The sequence below is a fragment of the Actinomadura keratinilytica genome (assembly GCF_039539665.1).
Classification (GTDB): Bacteria; Actinomycetota; Actinomycetes; order Streptosporangiales; family Streptosporangiaceae; genus Spirillospora; species Spirillospora keratinilytica.
Window position 1 is genome coordinate 1 of record NZ_BAABDO010000130.1, and the last position, 17343, is coordinate 17343.

Here is a 17343-nt window from a genome sequence, read left to right on the forward strand (position 1 = left end):
CCCGCCGATCCCCGTCCCGCTGCCCGGCGGGGCTGGCCGCCGCGGCGGCCTGATCGCCGACGTGGCCCGCGCCGCCGGACACGAGCTGCGCGACCGGCTGACGACGGTGCTGGTGCTGGCCGCCGCCGCGTCCGCCGTCGTCGGCTCCGGGGTGGACGCGGGGCTGGTCGGCGGGGTCATGGCCGGCAACGCGCTCATCAGCGGGGTGCAGCGGGCGCGGGCCGAGCGGGCGCTGCGCGAGCTGCTGCTGGACCAGCGTCCCCCCGTCCGCCGGGTCCGCGCGGACGGCGACCGGCGGCCGTGGGACGACCCGCGGGTGCGGCGCGGCGAGCCGGTGCCGACCGACGGCGTGCCGGCGGCCGAGCTGCGTCCGGGCGACGTCATCGCGCTCGGCCCCTCCGACCTGGTGCCCGCGGACGCCCGGCTGCTGGCCGCCGACGACCTGGAGGTCGACGAGGCCAGCCTGACCGGCGAGTCGCTGCCGGTGGCCAAGTCGGTGGAGGCCGTGCCGGGCGCCGAGCTGCCCGACCGCACCTGCATGCTCTACCAGGACACCACCGTGCTCACCGGCCGCGCCTACGCCGTCGTCGTCGCGACCGGCGCGGCCACGCAGGCGGGGCGCGCCGCCGCGCTGGCCGGCCGCGGCGCCGCCCCCAGGCGCCTGCAGGCGCTGCTCAACGAGCTGATGATCGTGGCGCTGCCGCTGACCGCGCTGAGCGGCGCGCTGGTCGGCACGTTCGGGCTGCTGCGCGGCGCGTCGGTCCGGCAGGCGGTGTCGTCGGGCGTGGCGGTCGCGGTCGCGGCCGTCCCCGAGGGGCTGCCGCTGGTGGCGACCGTGGCGCAGCTGGCCGCCGCGCGCCGCCTGTCGCGCCGCAACGTGCTGGTGCGCAGCTCCCGCACGCTCGGCACCATGGGCCGCGTCGACACCCTGTGCTTCGACAAGACCGGGACGCTGACCGAGGGGCGGCTGCGCGTCACCACCGTCAGCGGCCCCGAGGGCGAGGCGGGGTTCGACTCGGCGCTGGGCCGGCGCGTGCTGACCGCCGCCGCGCGCGCCTGCCCGCAGGGGCGCGGCGCGGAGCGGCCGCGCCACGCCACCGACCGCGCCGTCCTCGACGCGGCCGCCGCGCACCTGGGCGGCGACGACGGCTGGCGGCTGGTCCACGAGACCCCGTTCGAGCCCAGCCGCGGCTTCTCCGCCGCCACCGGATGGGACGGCGACCGGCCCGCCCTCGTCGTCAAGGGCGCGCCCGAGGTCGTCATGGAGCGCTGCGACCGCGTCGCGTCCGGCGCCCGCACCGCGGCGCTCACCGCCGAGCGGCGCGAGCGGTCCCGGGGCGTCGTGCGGGACCTGGCCGAACGCGGCCTGCGGGTGCTGGCCGTCGCCGAGGCGCGGCCGGAGGCGTCCCGGCTGGAGGAGGGCAGGGCCGCGCTCGAGGAGGAGCGGCTCACGCTGCTCGGGTTCGTCGGCATCGCCGACCCGCCGCGCCGCGACGCCGCCGCCGCGATCCGCACGCTCACCGAGGCGGGCATCCGGGTCGTCGTCATCACCGGCGACCACCCCGCCACCGCCCAGGCCGTCGCCGCCGAGCTGGGCGTCCCGCACGCCGACCGGGTGCTGACCGGCGCCGAACTCGACCGGCTCAGCGACCGGCACCGCGCCGAGCGGATCGCCCGCACGTCGGTGTTCGCCCGCGTCGGCCCCGAGCACAAGGTCCGCATCGTGCAGACGCTGCGCCGGGCCGGACGGGTGGTCGCGATGACCGGCGACGGCGCCAACGACGCCGCGGCGATCCGGCTCGCCGACGTCGGCATCGGGCTGAGCGCCGGGGACTCGGCCGCCGCCCGCTCCGCCGCCGACCTCGTCCTGCCCGGCAGCGACCTGCCCGGCATCACCGAGGCGCTGCTGGAGGGCCGGATGCTGTGGCAGAGCGTGCGCAACGCGGTGTCCATCCTGGTCGGCGGGAACGCGGGGGAGATCGCCTTCACCGTGTACGGCACCGCCGTCGGCGGGCGCGCCCCGCTCAGCACGCGGCAGCTGCTGCTGGTCAACACGCTGACCGACATGATGCCCGCGCTGGCCGTGGCGCTGGCGCCGCCCGACGGCGACGGCGAGCGCCCGGCCCGCCGCGGCCCGTTCGGCGACCCGCTGCACGAGGCCATCGCAGCCCGCGGCCTGGTCACCGCGCTCGGCTCCATCCTCGCCTGGCAGATCGGCCGGCTCACCGGGCGGCGCCGCCGCGCCGGCACCATGGGCCTGGCCGCCCTGGTCATCACCCAGCTGGCGCAGACGCTGCAGATGGGACGGCACAGCCCGGCCGTGCTGGCGACCTGCGCCGCCTCGGTGCTGGTGCTCGCCGTCGTCATCGAGACGCCGGGCCTCAGCCACTTCTTCGGGTCGGTGCCGCTCGGCCCGGCCGCCTGGACGGTGGTGCTGGGGTCGGCCGCGGTGGCCGCCGCCGTCTCGGTGTTCGGCCCGCGCCTGCTGCGCCGCCTGCCCGTGGCGAAGGGCCCCGCGGTGAAGGAGGCCGCGGTGAAGGAGGCCGCGGTGAAGGAGGCCGGGCCGGAAGGCGCCGCCGCGTCCGCTGCCGCGCAGGCGTAGGCCGCGGCCGCCCGGCCTTGCGCGGCGGGAACGCGGTGTCTAAGGTCCCGAGCAAGCATTCGCTCGGCTGGCTCGGGAGGTCCCATGCGCCGCGGCGTCTACCTGCTCGAAGAGGTGGAGTTCCACCCGATGGACTCGCGGCGGCCGCTGGAGTACCTGCGCTGGCTCACCGGCTACAAGCGCGAGGACGACCGCCGCGCGCCCGGCGCCGCCGAGCTCGCCGCGGGCACCTCGATCCGGTCCCGCGAGATCGACCTGGTCGGCGCGTTCTACGCGGTCGGCATCACCGGCCACCCCCAGTTCAAGGTGGTGACGCTGTGGGACTGCCACGGCGGCTGGGACGGCGGCTGGCGGCAGATGCTGGAGATCTACGCCGACGTGCGGCCCGAGCTGTTCCTGTCCGACATCGACGACCTGCGCTTCGGCGCGTACTCGCGGCCGCTGGGCGCCGCGCCCGGCAGCCCGGCCGTGGCCGACCTGCTGGCCGAGGGGTACGCCGCGCCGCTGTACGTGTTCGAGAGCGTACGGGTGCGGCCCGGCGCGGTGCTGGACTACCTGGCCGCCGTGCGCGAGGAGCGGGCGCCGCTGCTGGCCGACCACGGCCACCGCCTGGTCGGCGCGTACGAGGTGCAGTTCTGCGACGCCGAGGCCGTCGTCCTGTGGGGCACCGACATCGACGCCCACCTGGCGCTGCAGCGGGCCCGCGACGCCGCGCTCGGGCTCGACGACGAGGTCGCCCCCGACCACCGGCTCATCTCCTGGCGCAAGCGCGCCCGGCGGTTCCTCGACGGCCCGTGGCGCGAGACCCTGCTCAGCCCCTACCCGGGCAGCAAGCTCGCCCCGCGCTAGGCGTCGCCGCCGTCCTCGTCGCGGTCGCGCTTGCGGGACCTGCGCTTGACGCCCACCCCGCCCCAGAACGAGAACCCGCTGACGACCACCCGGGGCGCGCCGGGGGCGCCCGGGCCGCTGGCCCGCCCGTCGAAGCCGCCCATGACGCCCAGCCCCTTGACGTGCACCGTGATGTCGTCCGGCGCGATGATCTCGATGCCGCCCATCACGGCCACGGCGCGGATGCGGACCTCGCCCGAGGTGTACCGCGCGTCCCGCAGATCGATCTTGCCGCCGCCCCAGAAGGCGAACGCGGTGAACTTCCGCGGCACGGCCCACACGCCCTGCCGGTGGAACCCGCTCAGCACCCCGATCCCGGTGCGCCAGGTGGGCTCCTCGCCGGTGGCCAGCCGCGCGCCGCCGCGCGGGACCGGCGGCCCCGGACTGCCGGTGACCGGCAGGTCGCGCGTCAGCGGCTCCAGCTCGGCGTAGGTCTTGGCCGAGTACACCGCCTCCAGGCGTTCCTGCAGCTCGTCCATGCTGATCCGGCCGTCGCCGGCGGCCTCGCGCAGTACGGCGGCGACGCGGTCGCGGTCGGCGTCGGAGGCGCGCAGCTCCGCCGCGGGCGGGGGGTCGCGCCGCTCGGGGAGGTCGGTCATGCGCCGAGCTTATCCTCCGGCGGACCCGCCCTACCGGCGCTCCAGGCGGACGACGATCGACTTGGACGTGGGCGTGTTGCTCACCTCGGCGGTGCTGTCGAGCGGGACCAGCACGTTGGTCTCGGGGAAGTAGGCGGCCGCGCAGCCGCGCGCCGTCGGGTACGCCACGATGCGGAACGCCGGCGCGCGCCGCTCCACCCCGTCGCTCCACTCCGACACCAGGTCGACGGTCTGGCCGTCGGCCAGCCCCAGCGCCTCCAGGTCGGCGGGGTTGACGAACACCACGCGCCGCCCGGCCCGGATGCCGCGGTAGCGGTCGTCCAGCCCGTAGATGGTGGTGTTGTACTGGTCGTGGCTGCGGACGGTCTGCAGCAGCAGCCGCCCCTCGGGCACGCGCAGCACCTCCAGCTCGTTCACGGTGAGCGCGGCGCGGCCGGACGGCGTGGGGAAGCGGCGGCCGTCGCGCGGCGGGTGCGGCAGCGTGAACCCGCCGGGCCGGCGGATCCGGGCGTTGTAGTCCTCGAAGCCCGGCACCACCCGCGACACGTGGTCGCGGATCACGTCGTAGTCGCGCTCCATGGCCGCCCAGTCGATGCCCGTCCCCTCGCCGAGCACGGCGCGGGCCAGGCGGCACACGATCGACACCTCCGACAGCAGGTGCGGCGAGGCGGGCGCCAGGCGCCCCCGGGAGGCGTGCACCATGCCCATCGAGTCCTCCACCGACACCAGCTGCGGCCCGGACGCCTGCACGTCCCGTTCGGTGCGGCCCAGCGTCGGCAGGATCAGCGCCTGCTCCCCGGTGACGGCGTGCGAGCGGTTCAGCTTGGTGGACACGTGCGCGGTGAGCCGGCAGTTGCGCATCGCCGCCTCGGTCACCGCCGAGTCGGGGGTGGCGCGGACGAAGTTGCCGCCCATGCCGAAGAACACCTTGACCCGGCCGTCGCGCATGGCGCGGATGGCGTCGACGGTGTCCAGGCCGTGCCGGCGCGGCGGCTCGAAGGAGAACTCCGCGGCCAGCGCGTCCAGGAACTCGGGCCTGGGCTTTTCGTAGATGCCCATCGTCCGGTCGCCCTGCACGTTGGAGTGGCCCCGCACCGGGCACACGCCCGCGCCGGGTTTGCCGATGTTGCCGCGCAGCAGCAGGAAGTTGACGATCTCGCGGATGGTGGGCACGGAGTTGCGGTGCTGGGTGAGGCCCATCGCCCAGCACACCACGATGCGCTCGGCGGCCAGCACGTCCCCGAGCGTCGCGGTGATCTCGGCGCGCGTCAGGCCGGTGGCCTCCAGCACGTCGTCCCAGTCCAGCGCCTTGACGTGCGCGGCGAACTCGTCGAACCCGGTGGTGTGCGCGGCGATGAACTCGCGGTCCAGCGCGTTCGGCGCGTCCGACTCCAGCAGCATGCGGTTGAGCGCCTGGAACAGGGCCAGGTCGCCGTTCAGCCGGATCTGCAGGAACCGGTCGGCCAGCGCCGTGCCGCGCCCGGCGACGCCGGACGGCCGCTGCGGGTTGCGGAACCGCATCAGCCCCGCCTCCGGCAGCGGGTTGACCGCCACGATCCGCGCGCCCGCCTTCTTGGCCTGCTCCAGCGCCGACAGCATGCGCGGGTGGTTGGTGCCGGGGTTCTGCCCCACCACGAAGATCAGGTCGGCCCGGTACAGGTCCTCCAGGAGCACCGAGCCCTTGCCGACGCCGATCGTCTCGGTCAGCGCGGACCCCGACGACTCGTGGCACATGTTGCTGCAGTCGGGCAGGTTGTTGGTGCCGAACGCGCGGGCGAACAGCTGGTAGGCGAACGCGGCCTCATTGCTGGTGCGGCCGGAGGTGTAGAAGACGGCCTCGTCGGGGGACGACAGCGCGTTCAGCTCCCGGGCGAGCAGGTCGAACGCTTCCTCCCACGTCACCGGCTCGTAGTGGTCGGAGCCCGCGCGGCGCAGCATCGGCTCGGTGAGGCGGCCCTGCTGCCCCAGCCAGTGGTCGGTGCGCTCGGCCAGTTCGGCGACGGTGTGCCGGGCGAAGAACTCGCGGGTGACGCGGCGGGTGGTGGCCTCCTCGGCAACGGCCTTGGCGCCGTTCTCGCAGAACTCGGCCACGTGCCGGTGGTCGCCCTCGGGCCAGGCGCAGCCCGGGCAGTCGAACCCCTGCTTCTGGTTGACGCGCAGCAGGGTCAGCGCGGAGCGCCGCGCGCCCATCTGCTCCCAGGAGTGGCGCAGCGCGGTGGCCACGCCGGGCACGCCCGCCGCCCACGTCTTCGGCTTGCCGACCTCCAGGTTCGAGTCGTCGAAGTCGTCCACCGGCGCCTTACGCGGCATCGTCACGCCCTCCCAGCTCAGCCGACCTCTATCTAATGTCGCACGTCCGGCGGGCGGCGGCGGCGCGCGGGTCCGGCGAACGGAGGATCAGGTGCCCGCGAGGGCGGCGACGACCGGGGCGAAGGCGTCCAGGTCGCGCTCGTCGTGCAGCACGTAGTACGACAGGCCGCACTCCTCGCGCCAGCGCAGCAGCAGGTCGCGGTCGGCGGCGACGTCGCCGGTGAGCACCTGCGGGGTGCCGGCCTGCGCGTCCGGGGCGGCGGCGCTCCAGGCGGCGGCCGCGGCGCCCGGCCGCACCCGCAGCACGGAGGTGCCGAGCTCGATGGCCGGGAGGCGCTCGCCGGCCGCCTCCCGCAGGAGCGCGACCTTGCGGCGGAAGGCGTCCGGGCCGCCGTCGGCGGTGTCGGGGCCGGAGCCGTCCGCCCGCACCCGCAGGGTGAAATTGACGATGTCGGCCTCGCGGGCGGCCAGCCGCAGCATGCGCGGCCCGCCGCCGCCCAGCATCAGGCGGGGCCCGGGGCGCTGGACGGGCCGCGGCTCCTGCTCCAGCCCGTCCACGCGGTAGTGCTCGCCCGCGAACGTGAACGGGCCGCCGCGCCACAGCCCCTTCAGCACGGCGACCGCCTCGGCGAGCCGGTCGATGCGCACCCCCGGCGGGTCCAGGCGCAGCCCGGCGCCGGCGTAGTCGCGGGCCATCCAGCCGGTGCCCAGCCCGAACTCCAGCCGCCCGTCCGACAGCAGGTCGACGGTGGCGGCCTCCTTGGCCAGCACGGCCGGGTGGCGGAAGTCGTTGGCGAACACCAGCGTGCCGACCCGCAGCCGGGACGTGGCGCACGCGGCGGCCGTCATCGCCGCCACCGGGGCCAGGCGCGGGCCGACCAGGTGGTCGGGGACGAGCAGCGCGGCGAACCCGAGATCCTCCAGGCGCCGGGCCTTGTCCGCCCAGGCCCGGCCGGAACCGGCCAGGCGCAGCACGGCGGCGAACCGGAACGGGCGGGGACCACGGGGCGGACGGGTCATCTGACGGCCTCCCGGAATACCAAGCGCTTGCTCAACAGCTTCGGCGGCGTTACCGTCCTGCACAAGACCCGGCCTGCACGGGACCCGGCTCCGTTGGCGAGGGGCGATGCCCATGGGCGCTGCGGCGTTGCGCGCACCGGTGCGCGAGGTGACCGACGAGGAGGCGGCGCGCTTCCGCGAGCACGGCTGGGCCCTGCTGCCCCGCCTGGTCGAGCCGGACTACGTCGCGGGCCTGCGGGAACGCGCGCTCGCCCGACTCGCCGGACGGCGCGGGCGCTTCCGCAACGGCTACGTCGACCGCGCCTTCGGCCAGGACCGCGACATCGCCCGCCACGACGAGGCGTTCGCCGCGCTGGCGCTGTCGCCCAGCCTGGGACGCGGCGCGGTCCGCCTGCTCACCGGGGTCGAGGCGGTGCGGCTGCAGGTCACCAACCTGCTGGTCAAGGAACCCGCCGCCGGAGACGGCCACGGCGCCACCGCCTTCCACCAGGACTTCCCGTGGATGCCGATGGACCGCTCGGCCATGCTCACCGTCTGGCTCGCCCTGGACGACGTGCCCGCCGACATGGGGGCGCTGCGCTTCTACAGCGGCTCGCACCGGTACGGCACGCTCGGCCGCAGCTTCGTCCGCGACGGCGACGACGCCCTCGCCGACCACCCGTGGCTGGAGACGCTCGAACTGTCCGAACCGCTCGACCTGGCGGCCGGCGACGCCACCGTGCACAGCGCCCTGGTCGTCCACGGCGCCCCGGAGAACCGGCGCGACCGCCCCCGCCTGTCGTTCACCGCCACCTACTTCGACGCCGCCGCCCTCTACACCGGCGCCCCCTACGGGCAGACCGACGGCCTCGGCCTGAAGGTGAACGAGCCGTTCGACCACCCCTGGTTCCCGGTGGTGCCCACGGCATGATCGAGACGGTTCGCGGGCCGGTCGCCGACCCCGGCGCCACGCTGATGCACGAGCACATCTTCGGGCTGAGCCCCGAGATCCTGTGGAACTGGCCCGACATCCCCGAGGGCTGGGACCTGGAGGCCCGCGCCCGCGCGGCCGCCGCCCGGCTGTCGGAGCTCAAGGCCGCCGGGATCGACACGATCGTCGACCTCACCGTGGTCGGCCTCGGCCGGTACGTCCCGGCGGTGCGGCGGGTCGCCGAGCAGACCGAGGTCAACATCGTCGCGGCCACCGGCCTGTACACCTACGACGCGCTGCCCGCCTACTTCGGCAACCGCGGCCCGGGCACGCTGTTCGGCGGCCCCGACCGGCTCGCCGAGTTCTTCGTCCGCGACATCACCGAGGGCATCGGCCGCACCGGCGTCAAGGCCGGCATGCTCAAGTGCGCCACCGGGCCGCAGGGCCTGACGCCCGGCGTGGAACGGGTCATCCGCGCCGTCGCCGCCGCCCACCGCGAGACCGGCGTGCCGATCACCACGCACAGCGAGGCGTCCACCCGCAACGGCCTGGACCAGCAGCGGATCCTCGCCGAGGAGGGCGTCGACCTGTCCCGCGTCGTGATCGGCCACGCGGGCGACTCCACCGACCTGGCCTACCTGGAGGAGCTCATCGCGGCCGGGTCGTACCTGGGCATGGACCGGTTCGGCATCGAGACCACCCCCTTCGAGGACCGCGTCGCCACCGTCGCCGCCCTGTGCGAACGCGGCCACGCCGACCGGATGGTGCTGTCGCACGACTCGTACTGCTACAACGACCGCTTCGACTGGGACGTCGTCCGGCGCCGCCACCCGAACTACCACCTGCTGCACATCCCCCGCGACGTGCTGCCCGCGCTGCGCGAGCGGGGCGTCACCGACGCCCAGATCCACCAGATGCTCGTCGTCAACCCCCGCGACATCCTCACCGGAGGCCGTCCGTGACCACCCCGGCGCCCGCCCCCGTGCCCGCCCCGGGCCCCGCCCGGGATCCCGCGTCGAATCCCGCGTCGAATCCCGCGCACACCGCCGAGGACTTCGACGTCACCGCCGACTGGCACGTCGCCGACCCCTACCCGTTCCTGCGGCGGCTGCGCCGCGAGCAGCCGGTGTTCTGGAGCGACCACCTGCGCATGTGGGTGCTCACCCGCTACGACGACGTGCGCGGCGCCTACCGCGACCACACGCGGTTCTCCAGCGTCGGATCCCTCACCCTCTCCCGCACCCTCACCGACGAGGTCAAGGAGATGCTGGGGGAGCACCGCTCGTTCTTGGACGACTTCGCCGCCAACCTCGACCCGCCCCGGCACACGACCATCCGCCGGGCGATCTCCCGCGCGTTCACGCCCCGCGCCGTCGAACGCCTCGGCGACGCCTTCCGCACCCAGGTCGACGCGGCCGTCGACGCGGTGCTGCCCGCGGGCCGCGCCGACTTCGTCGCCGACCTGGCCCACCCGCCGTCCGCCCGGCTGGCCGCGGCGTTCATCGGCGTCCCGCCCGAGGACGGGCAGCGGGTGAAGCGGTGGGTGCGGTCGTGGTTCCAGCTGTTCCTGTCGCCGCAGCCGCCCGACCGGCAGCGCGAGCTGGCCCGCGACTTCCTCGGCTACCTGGACTACCTCGACCGCCTGGTCGCCGAGCGCCGCGCCGAGCCGCGCGACGACTTCGTGTCGCTGCTGGCCGGGCTCGTCCCGCACGTCCTGTCGCACCGGGAGGTGGTGGAGACCATCAGCGCGCTGCTGCTCGGCGGCAACGACACCGTGCCCAACGGGCTGTCCAACGCCCTCTACCGGCTGCTGCGCGAACGCCGCGGCTGGGAGGCGCTGCTGGACGACCCGTCGCTGATCCCCGGCATGGTGGAGGAGACGCTGCGCATCGACGGCGCCAGCCTCGGCAGCTTCCGCACCGCCGCCGCCGACGTCACCCTGCACGGCGTGACGATCCCGGCGGGCGCCCAGGTGCTGCTGCACGCCGACTCCGCCGGGCACGACGAGACCGTCTTCCCCGACCCCGAGCGGTTCGACATCCGCCGCGCCAACGCCCGCGACCACCTGGTGTTCGGATACGGTGTGCACCACTGCGTCGGCGCCGCGCTCAGCCGCCTGACGATGAGGATCGCGTTCGAGCGGCTCACCGCCCGGCTGCCCGGCCTGCGCCTGCCGCCCCAGCGGGTCGCCTACCACCGCAGCCTGGTCGGCCGCGGCCTGACGGCCCTCCAGGTCGAGTGGTGAGCGCCCCGGAGGGGGCGCCTGCCGCGCAGACCGGGCCTGCGCCGCCCGGGGGAGGGACGGTCAGCGGGCGGAGAAGTACCGGCGCGGGTTCTCGACGAGCATCTGGTCGATCTGGGCGTCGGTGACCCCGGCCGCGCGCAGCGCCGGCAGGACGGCGTCGCTGATGTGCCGGTAGTGCCAGTTGGGCGCCAGCTTGCGCACGCTCTCCGGATCGGGGCCGAACCAGTCGATGAAGCAGCTGGCGTCGTGGCTGAGCACCATGCGGTCGGCGTAGCCGCGCTCGCACAGCGCGGCGACCGTGGCGACCCGGTCGGAGGTGGGGTTGAGGATGTCCAGCCCGAAGCGGTCCATGCCGAGGACGGCGCCGGTGTCGGCCAGGGCGGTCAGGTAGTCCAGGTCGTTGCTGTCGCCGGCGTGCCCGACCACGACCCTGGTCAGGTCCACCCCCTCCGCGCGGAGCAGGTCCAGCACGGGACGCCCCGCCTGGCTCGGGCTGTGGGTGTGGACGGTGATCGGGGCGCCGGTCTCGCGGTGCGCGGCGGCCACGGCGCGCAGCACGCGCTCCACGCCGGGGGTGAGGCCGGGGGCGTCCACCGCGCACTTGAGGAAGGCGGCCTTGACGCCGCTGTCGCCGATGCCCTCGGTCAGGTCGCGCACGAAGTCGCCGACCATCGGCTCGGGCATGTCCAGCAGCTCGCCCGGGCCGCGGTGCAGGTAGCGGAACGGCACGTCGTTGTAGGTGTACAGGCCCGTGGCGACGATGATGTTCAGGCCCGGCACCTGCTCGGCGATCCGCCGGATGCGCGGCACGTAGCGGCCCAGGCCCCACACGGTGGGGTCGGCGATCGTGGTGACGCCCAGGTCGCGCAGCTCGCGCAGCCGGGCCACCGCGTCGGCGACGCGCTCCTCCTCGTCCCACCAGGCCCCGTCGGCCGCGGACTCGGCGGACAGCACGAACACGTGCTCGTGCATCAGCGTCCGGCCGAGGTCGGCGACGTCCACCGGTCCGCGCACGGTCTCGACTGCTGACATGAACTCCTCCTGGTCACATACCCGGTCGGTGCTGTAGGTGCAGGACGGCGTCGCGGACGTCGGCGAGCTCGGCGTCCCAGTCGTCCGGCGCGTCCAGCGGGACCAGGACGAACTTCGACAGGCCGGCGCCGATCAGCCGCCCGAGATGGGCCGCGGCCTCCTCCAGCGTGGGGATGACCGAGCCGAGCGGGGCCGGGCCGCGGATGGCGCGCACCCGGGCGAACCGCTCCTCGGCCGCGGGCGGCAGCGGGCCGCGCCGGTACGGGACGACCGCGCCGAAGTGCTCCTCGTCGATCCGCCGGCCCGCCTCCGCCGCGGCCCGCTGCACGGTCTTGCGGCCGCGTTCGGCGTCGGGGGGCGTGACGAACGAGGCCAGCCAGCCGTCCGCCAGGCGCCCGGCGCGGCGCAGCTCGGCGTCGGCCGCACCGCCCATCCACACGTCGAAGCCGCCCGCGGCGGGCTTGGGCAGGATCCGCAGCCGCTCGTAGCGGTAGCGGGGCCCCTCGTGGGTGACCTCGTCCTCGGCCCAGAAGCGCCGCAGCAGCGGCAGCACCTCCTCCAGGAGCGCGGCGCGCTCCTCGCGGCGCACGCCGAACGCCTGCTGCTCGCCCGGGTGGCGGATGCCCAGGCCCACGGCGGGCAGCAGCCGCCCGCCCGACAGCCGGTCGAGGGTGGCCAGCTCCTTGGCCAGCAGCGCGGGCGGCCGCCCGGGCAGCGCCAGCACGGCGGTGCCGAGTTTGAGCCGGGAGGTGAGCGCGGCCGCGTAGGTCAGGGTGACCAGCGGATCCCCGGCCGGGCCGGTGGCGCGTTCGCTGACCCACAGCGAGTCGAAGCCCTCCCGCTCCAGGCCGCGCACGAGCGCGGCCAGGGCGTCGGGCGGAAGATCCGAGCCGAGCGGCGGCGCGAAGCCGATGCGGATGATCACCTTCCGACCGTACGGCCGGTCAGCCGGGCGAGGCAATCCTCGGCCGGGCGGCGACCGCGGCGGCCACGGCGCCCGCCGCGACGACCGCGATGGTCACCGCCATCGGCACGGCGGTGTCCGGTCCCGCGATCCCGGCCAGCGGCGCGACGGCCCCGCCGACGGCGAACTGCCCGACGCCGATCAGCGCCGACGCGCTGCCCGCCACCTGGGGCGGACGGCCCGACAGCGCCAGCGCCGTGGCGTTCGGCAGGATCAGGCCCTGCGCCGCGACCAGCAGGAACAGCGCGGGCAGCACGGCCGCAAGGCCCGCCCCGGCGAGCACCGCCGACACCAGGGCCACGGCGCCGGCCGCCTCGACCGCCAGGCCGGCGCCGAGCAGGCGCCGCAGCGGCACCCGCCCCGCCAGCCGCCCGCCGACCTGCCCGGCCGCCACGATGCCCAGCGCGTTGACGCCGAACACCGCGCTGAACGCCTGCGGCGACAGGCCGAACACGTCCTGCAGCACGAACGGCGCCCCGGAGATGTAGGCGAACATCGCCGCGAACGACAGGGCCAGGGCCGCCGTGTACCCGGTGAACGCCCGGTCGGCCAGCAGCGACCGGAACGTGCGCAGCGTGGCGCCCAGCCCGCCGGCCGCGCGCCGCTCCGGCGGCAGCGACTCCTCCAGCCAGGCCAGCGCCGCCAGCAGCAGCGCGACGCCGATGCCCGCCAGCACGGCGAACACGCCCGGCCAGGGCGTCACCCGCAGCAGCTGCCCGCCCAGCACCGGCGCCAGGATCGGCGCCAGCCCGTTGACGAGCATCAGCGTCGAGAAGTACCGCGCCGCGGCGACCCCGTCGTAGCGGTCCCGCACGACCGCGCGGGCGATGACGATGCCCGCCGCGCCCGCCATGCCCTGCACCAGCCGCAGCGCGATCAGCGTCTGCACGTTGGGCGCGGCCACGCACAGCAGCGACGCCGCCGCGTACGCGGCCAGCCCGATCATCAGGGGGCGGCGGCGCCCCCACGCGTCGCTGAGCGGGCCCGCGACGGCCTGGCCGAGGGCGAGCCCGAACACGCAGGCGGTCAGGGTGAGCTGCGCGGTGGACGTGCCGGTCGACAGGTCGCCCGCCAGCTGCGGCAGCGCCGGCAGGTACATGTCGACCGACAGCGGCGCCACGGCGGTCAGCCCGCCGAGGACGACGATCGTCCGGAGCCGTCCGGCGGTCGGTTCGCGGCGGCCGGCGCCGGTGCGCTCCGCCTCGGCGGGGGGACGTGACTGCGCTCGTGACATGGGGGCTCGCTCGGCGACCGGTTCACAGGGTGGAGACGACCTGGTCGAACGCCAGGCGCGGGTTGCGGGGGAAGTAGGCGTCGGGCGCCGGGCGGCCGATGTTGACCACGGCGATCGCCTGCCGGCCGGTCCCGGCCAGGAACTCCCGCTCGATGCCCTCGGCGTCGAACCCGGTCATGGGCCCGGCGGCCAGGCCGGCCGCGCGGATGCCGACGATCAGGTAGCCGAGCTGGATGGCGGCGTTGAACCGGGCCACGTTCGGGCGGCCGGGGTTGGCGGCCATGGCGTCGCGGGCGCCCGGCCGGTGCGGGAAGACGGTCGGCAGGTGCTCGTGGAAGTCGCCGTCCGCGGTGACGATCGCGGTGAGCGGCGCGGCGGCGGTCTTGGCCCGGTTGCCCTCGGCCATGTGCGGCAGCAGCCGCGCCTTGGCCTCGGGGGAGCGGATCAGCAGCAGCCGCATCGGCTGCCCGTTCATGGCGGTGGGGCCCCACTTGACCAGCTCGTAGATCGCGCGGATCTGCTCCTCGGTCACCGGTTCGTCGGTGAAGGCGTTGGCGGTGCGGGCCTCGCGGAACAGCAGGTCCTGCGCCGCCTCGTCGAGGACGAGGGGGTTGCCGGGCGCGATGGTGGTCATGAGTCCCCTTCTGGTGGTCTGCGACGGCGTCTCCTGCTGACCCGTAACGGGATCGCGCGAGATTATCTGCCGCGTCAGACAGTGGGGTTCGTCACACCGCCGGCCGCCGGTGCGGTGCCCGCGGGGCGGGCGGTCAGTAGGGCAGGCGCAGGGCCGCCGCCACGACCGCCCCGGCGAGCGTGGCGACGGTCAGCACCGACAGGCCCGTCAGCAGCGCCCACCGCCCCACCTGGTAGCCGACGGGGACGCGGGCGCTGTCGCGGCCCCGCACCGGCCAGGGCGCGCGCAGCGGGGCCGTGCCCGGCACCTCCTGGCCTTCCTGGCCGCCGTCGGCGGCGTCCGCCCGCGGCGCCCGCGCTCCGGCCGGCAGCCCCGCCACCCAGCTCAGCAGGTCGGCCACCTCGGCGGGCGGGGTGTGCAGGCCCGAGCCGAAGTAGCGGACCTCCCCGGCCACCTGGTCGAGCGCGCGGATGATGTTGCCCAGGCCCACGCCCTCCAGCCAGCGCCGCACCGCGTCCTGCGGGCCGCCGGCGCCCTGCCCGATCCCGGTGCGCTCCAGCAGGTCGGTCTTGGTGACGACGACGGCGACGCGCTTCTGCCGGCCCCGGTCGGGACGCGACCGCAGCTCGTTCAGCACCCGCTGCAGGGTGTCGGCGGGGTCCTCCTGCGACGAGGCGGCGGAGGCGTCCACCAGCCGCCGCTCCTCGGCGGTCAGCGACCGGCGCACCAGCGGCAGCGCGAACGGGTCGACCACGAACAGCAGCGCCTCGCCGTGGTCCAGGTAGCGCAGCGACTCCACCTCGGTGGCGCCGGTGTAGTGCTCGCCCGCCGGGTCGAACAGGTACAGGATGCGGCGCGCCCCGCCGGGCAGGTCCACGTCCACCATGGTCGCCAGCGGCAGCTCGGGGCCGGTCTTGGCGGGGCGGCCGCCGCGCCCGAACTCCCGGATGGCGCCCGCGTACGCCTCGGCGTGGCGCCGCTCCACGAACGCCAGCCGCCCGCTCACCGCGCGCGCCCGGGCGTGCAGGGCCCGGATGCCCAGGAACATGAACGTGGTCTTGCCCGCCGCGGGGCCGCCCACGAACGGCAGGGGCTCCACGCGGACGCGTCCGATCCGCTCGGGCAGCCGCCCCCCGCAATGGGGGCAGTACGCGGCCAGGCGGAACCGGCCCAGAGGCACCGTCGTCGGCAGCCGCGCCCCGCACCGGCACACGTGCCGGAACGCGCCCGCGCGCCCCGGGGCCAGCCGGGGATGCCGCACCCCGCAGCCGGGGCACTCGTACACCGGCAGCGCGATCTTCTCGTAGCAGAACGGGTGCGGGCAGGTCTGCAGGATCCGCCCGTAGGCCATGAACCCGCGTTCCACCGCCGCCAGCACCAGCACACACACCAGCCAGCCCGACAGGCCCACGGCGGCCACCACCGCGTACAGCACGGAGAACACCACGCCCAGGGCGGCGGCGGGCAGCGCGGCGGCCACGATGCCCGCGCACAGGGCCAGCCACACGGGGAAGGTGAAATACCCCCAGGGACCGCCCAGCAGCGTCCGGGTGAGCCACACGACGACGTTGCGGGCCATCACCCAGATGCGGGGGACGACCGTGCGGGCTATGGCCCACCAGTCACGCCACACCTGCACCAGCAGGTAGTGCCGGTACGCCACCTCCGGCTCGGTCACCGGCGACGGACCGGCGACGCTGGAGGTCGCCAGGGCCTGGCACGCGTGCAGGTAGTACAGGCCCAGCGCGACGCCCCCGGCGACGACCAGCGAAACCGGGAACAGGACGGGGAACACGAAGACGAACCCCAGCCACATCGCCCCGGCCCAGGCGGCGAGCAGCAGCAGGATGACGACCGGATGCACGGCTCACCCGCCCCCCGCGCGTCGCTCGTCGAGCAGATCGCGCAGCACGGCGCGCAGCTCCGGCTCGGCCGCCAGGTACGCCTCCAGCTGGCGGCCGGAGATCCACTTGGCGGCCGCCGCCCGCGCCCACGCCTCCAGCCCCGGCTCGGGCACCCCGCGCCGCCGCAGCCGCAGCACCACCTCGACCAGCTCGTTGCGCTGGGCGATCTCGGCGCCGCGCAGCGGGGACCGCCCCGTGCGGGACCGGTCGGGCAGATCGGCCGTCCAGCGCTCGCCCAGCCGCGCCCGCACCGGGACGTCCGCGGCGGCCAGCACCGCCGCGCGGAACCGGGGACGGTGGCCCGCCAGCCTGCGCGCCGCCGCGGTGAGCGCGTCCTCGGCCAGGCGCGACCCGCCGCCGGGCCCGGCCAGCAGCGTGCCCAGCGCCTGCGCGACGACGCGCGGCCGCGGCGACGAGACGGCCTCGGCGTAGGACTGCACCAGTACAGGGTCGTGCGCGGCGTGGCCGTCGGCGGGCGCGGCCCGCACCGCCGCCGCCAGCCGCAGCGTCCCCGTCGCGGTCAGCTCGTCGCTCCCGATGGCGGCGTCGCGGGCGGCGGCCCGCGCGAACACGCGGCACGGCAGGACGGCCAGCGACGCGTACGCGGCGACCGCGTCGGGGTGGGCGTCGAGCAGCTCCAGGCACTCGGCGGGCGTCGGCGGCGCCTCCCAGATCTCCCGCAGCGCCGCGTCGGCGGGGCCCAGCCGGACGAGCCGGCCGGTGACGGCCACGCGGCGGTCGCGGTGGCGGCGCCCGATCGACGCCAGCACCAGCGCGACGACCTGCGACGGCGCGCCCCTGAGCACGGCGCCGTGCTCGTACAGCGCGTCGCACGCCGCGTCCGTGAGCACCTTCGCCCGGACGGTGTCGTCGGCCGCGGCCAGGCCCCGCAGCGTGCCCGACAGCAGCGGCTCCAGCGCGTGCGGCGGGCACGTCCTGAGCGCCGCCGGGACGTCGGCCGCGCCGCCCCGCGCGCGGTCCGCCGCCGCCGCGCCCAGCTC

The 17343-nt window shown here is 76.0% G+C and carries 13 protein-coding genes and 1 pseudogene; 5 read left to right on the forward strand and 9 right to left on the reverse strand.

Features of this window, described 5'->3' with window-relative positions:
• Together ABD879_RS27880 and ABD879_RS27885 are read left to right on the forward strand one after the other, a co-directional pair.
• Window positions 1-2602, forward strand: a 2602-nt coding sequence (locus ABD879_RS27880; RefSeq protein WP_345024627.1) for a cation-translocating P-type ATPase, incomplete at its 5' end; no start/stop codon positions are given.
• An 84-nt stretch (window positions 2603-2686) separates the two neighbouring features.
• Complete coding sequence (locus ABD879_RS27885; protein ID WP_345024628.1) at window positions 2687-3451, forward strand: hypothetical protein; 765 nt, start codon at window positions 2687-2689, stop codon at window positions 3449-3451.
• Here ABD879_RS27885 and ABD879_RS27890 read toward each other — a convergent pair.
• The 3 genes from ABD879_RS27890 to ABD879_RS27900 all read right to left on the reverse strand — a co-directional run bounded on the left by ABD879_RS27890 (window position 3448) and on the right by ABD879_RS27900 (window position 7419).
• The gene (locus tag ABD879_RS27890) at window positions 3448-4089 is read right to left on the reverse strand and encodes a DUF1707 SHOCT-like domain-containing protein (protein WP_345024629.1); all 642 of its coding nucleotides are present in this window, start codon (window positions 4087-4089) and stop codon (window positions 3448-3450) included. The genes ABD879_RS27885 and ABD879_RS27890 overlap by 4 nt on opposite strands.
• A 30-nt stretch (window positions 4090-4119) precedes the next feature.
• Window positions 4120-6399 (reverse strand): FdhF/YdeP family oxidoreductase, encoded by a 2280-nt coding sequence (locus tag ABD879_RS27895; protein ID WP_345024639.1) that lies wholly within the window; start codon window positions 6397-6399, stop codon window positions 4120-4122.
• 87 nt (window positions 6400-6486) lie between these two features.
• The gene (locus tag ABD879_RS27900) at window positions 6487-7419 is read right to left on the reverse strand and encodes a TIGR03621 family F420-dependent LLM class oxidoreductase (protein ID WP_345024630.1); all 933 of its coding nucleotides are present in this window, start codon (window positions 7417-7419) and stop codon (window positions 6487-6489) included.
• A gap of 112 nt (window positions 7420-7531) precedes the next feature.
• Between ABD879_RS27900 and ABD879_RS27905 the strand changes: the two genes are divergently transcribed.
• Genes ABD879_RS27905 through ABD879_RS27915 form a run of 3 tightly spaced genes read left to right on the forward strand, consistent with a single transcriptional unit; the run spans window position 7532 to window position 10574 of the window.
• Window positions 7532-8329 carry a phytanoyl-CoA dioxygenase family protein gene (locus tag ABD879_RS27905; RefSeq protein WP_345024631.1) on the forward strand — a complete coding sequence of 266 codons (798 nt, stop codon included), beginning with the start codon at window positions 7532-7534 and terminating at the stop codon, window positions 8327-8329.
• Window positions 8326-9291, forward strand: coding sequence for a phosphotriesterase family protein (locus ABD879_RS27910; RefSeq protein WP_345024632.1), 966 nt, complete (start codon window positions 8326-8328; stop codon window positions 9289-9291). The genes ABD879_RS27905 and ABD879_RS27910 overlap by 4 nt, the downstream gene beginning before the upstream one ends.
• Complete coding sequence (locus ABD879_RS27915) at window positions 9288-10574, forward strand: cytochrome P450 (RefSeq protein WP_345024633.1); 1287 nt, start codon at window positions 9288-9290, stop codon at window positions 10572-10574. The genes ABD879_RS27910 and ABD879_RS27915 overlap by 4 nt, the downstream gene beginning before the upstream one ends.
• Window positions 10575-10634: 60 nt before the next feature.
• On the opposite strand, the gene ABD879_RS27920 is transcribed toward ABD879_RS27915, so the two are convergent.
• The 6 genes and pseudogenes from ABD879_RS27920 to ABD879_RS27945 all read right to left on the reverse strand — a co-directional run.
• Window positions 10635-11606 (reverse strand): phosphotriesterase family protein, encoded by a 972-nt coding sequence (locus ABD879_RS27920; protein ID WP_345024634.1) that lies wholly within the window; start codon window positions 11604-11606, stop codon window positions 10635-10637.
• A 13-nt stretch (window positions 11607-11619) separates the two neighbouring features.
• On the reverse strand, window positions 11620-12531 hold the full coding sequence (locus ABD879_RS27925; protein ID WP_345024635.1) for an LLM class flavin-dependent oxidoreductase: 912 nt from the start codon (window positions 12529-12531) through the stop codon (window positions 11620-11622).
• Between the two features lie 19 nt (window positions 12532-12550).
• Entirely contained in the window at window positions 12551-13804 is a 1254-nt protein-coding gene (locus ABD879_RS27930; RefSeq protein ID WP_345024636.1) for a multidrug effflux MFS transporter, read from the reverse strand.
• 22 nt (window positions 13805-13826) lie between these two features.
• Entirely contained in the window at window positions 13827-14438 is a 612-nt protein-coding gene (locus ABD879_RS27935; RefSeq protein ID WP_345024637.1) for a malonic semialdehyde reductase, read from the reverse strand.
• A 133-nt stretch (window positions 14439-14571) separates the two neighbouring features.
• Window positions 14572-16302 carry a TRAFAC clade GTPase domain-containing protein gene (locus ABD879_RS27940; protein WP_345024638.1) on the reverse strand — a complete coding sequence of 577 codons (1731 nt, stop codon included), beginning with the start codon at window positions 16300-16302 and terminating at the stop codon, window positions 14572-14574.
• 3 nt (window positions 16303-16305) lie between these two features.
• Window positions 16306-17343, reverse strand: a pseudogene (locus tag ABD879_RS27945) (hypothetical protein); the annotation flags it as partial.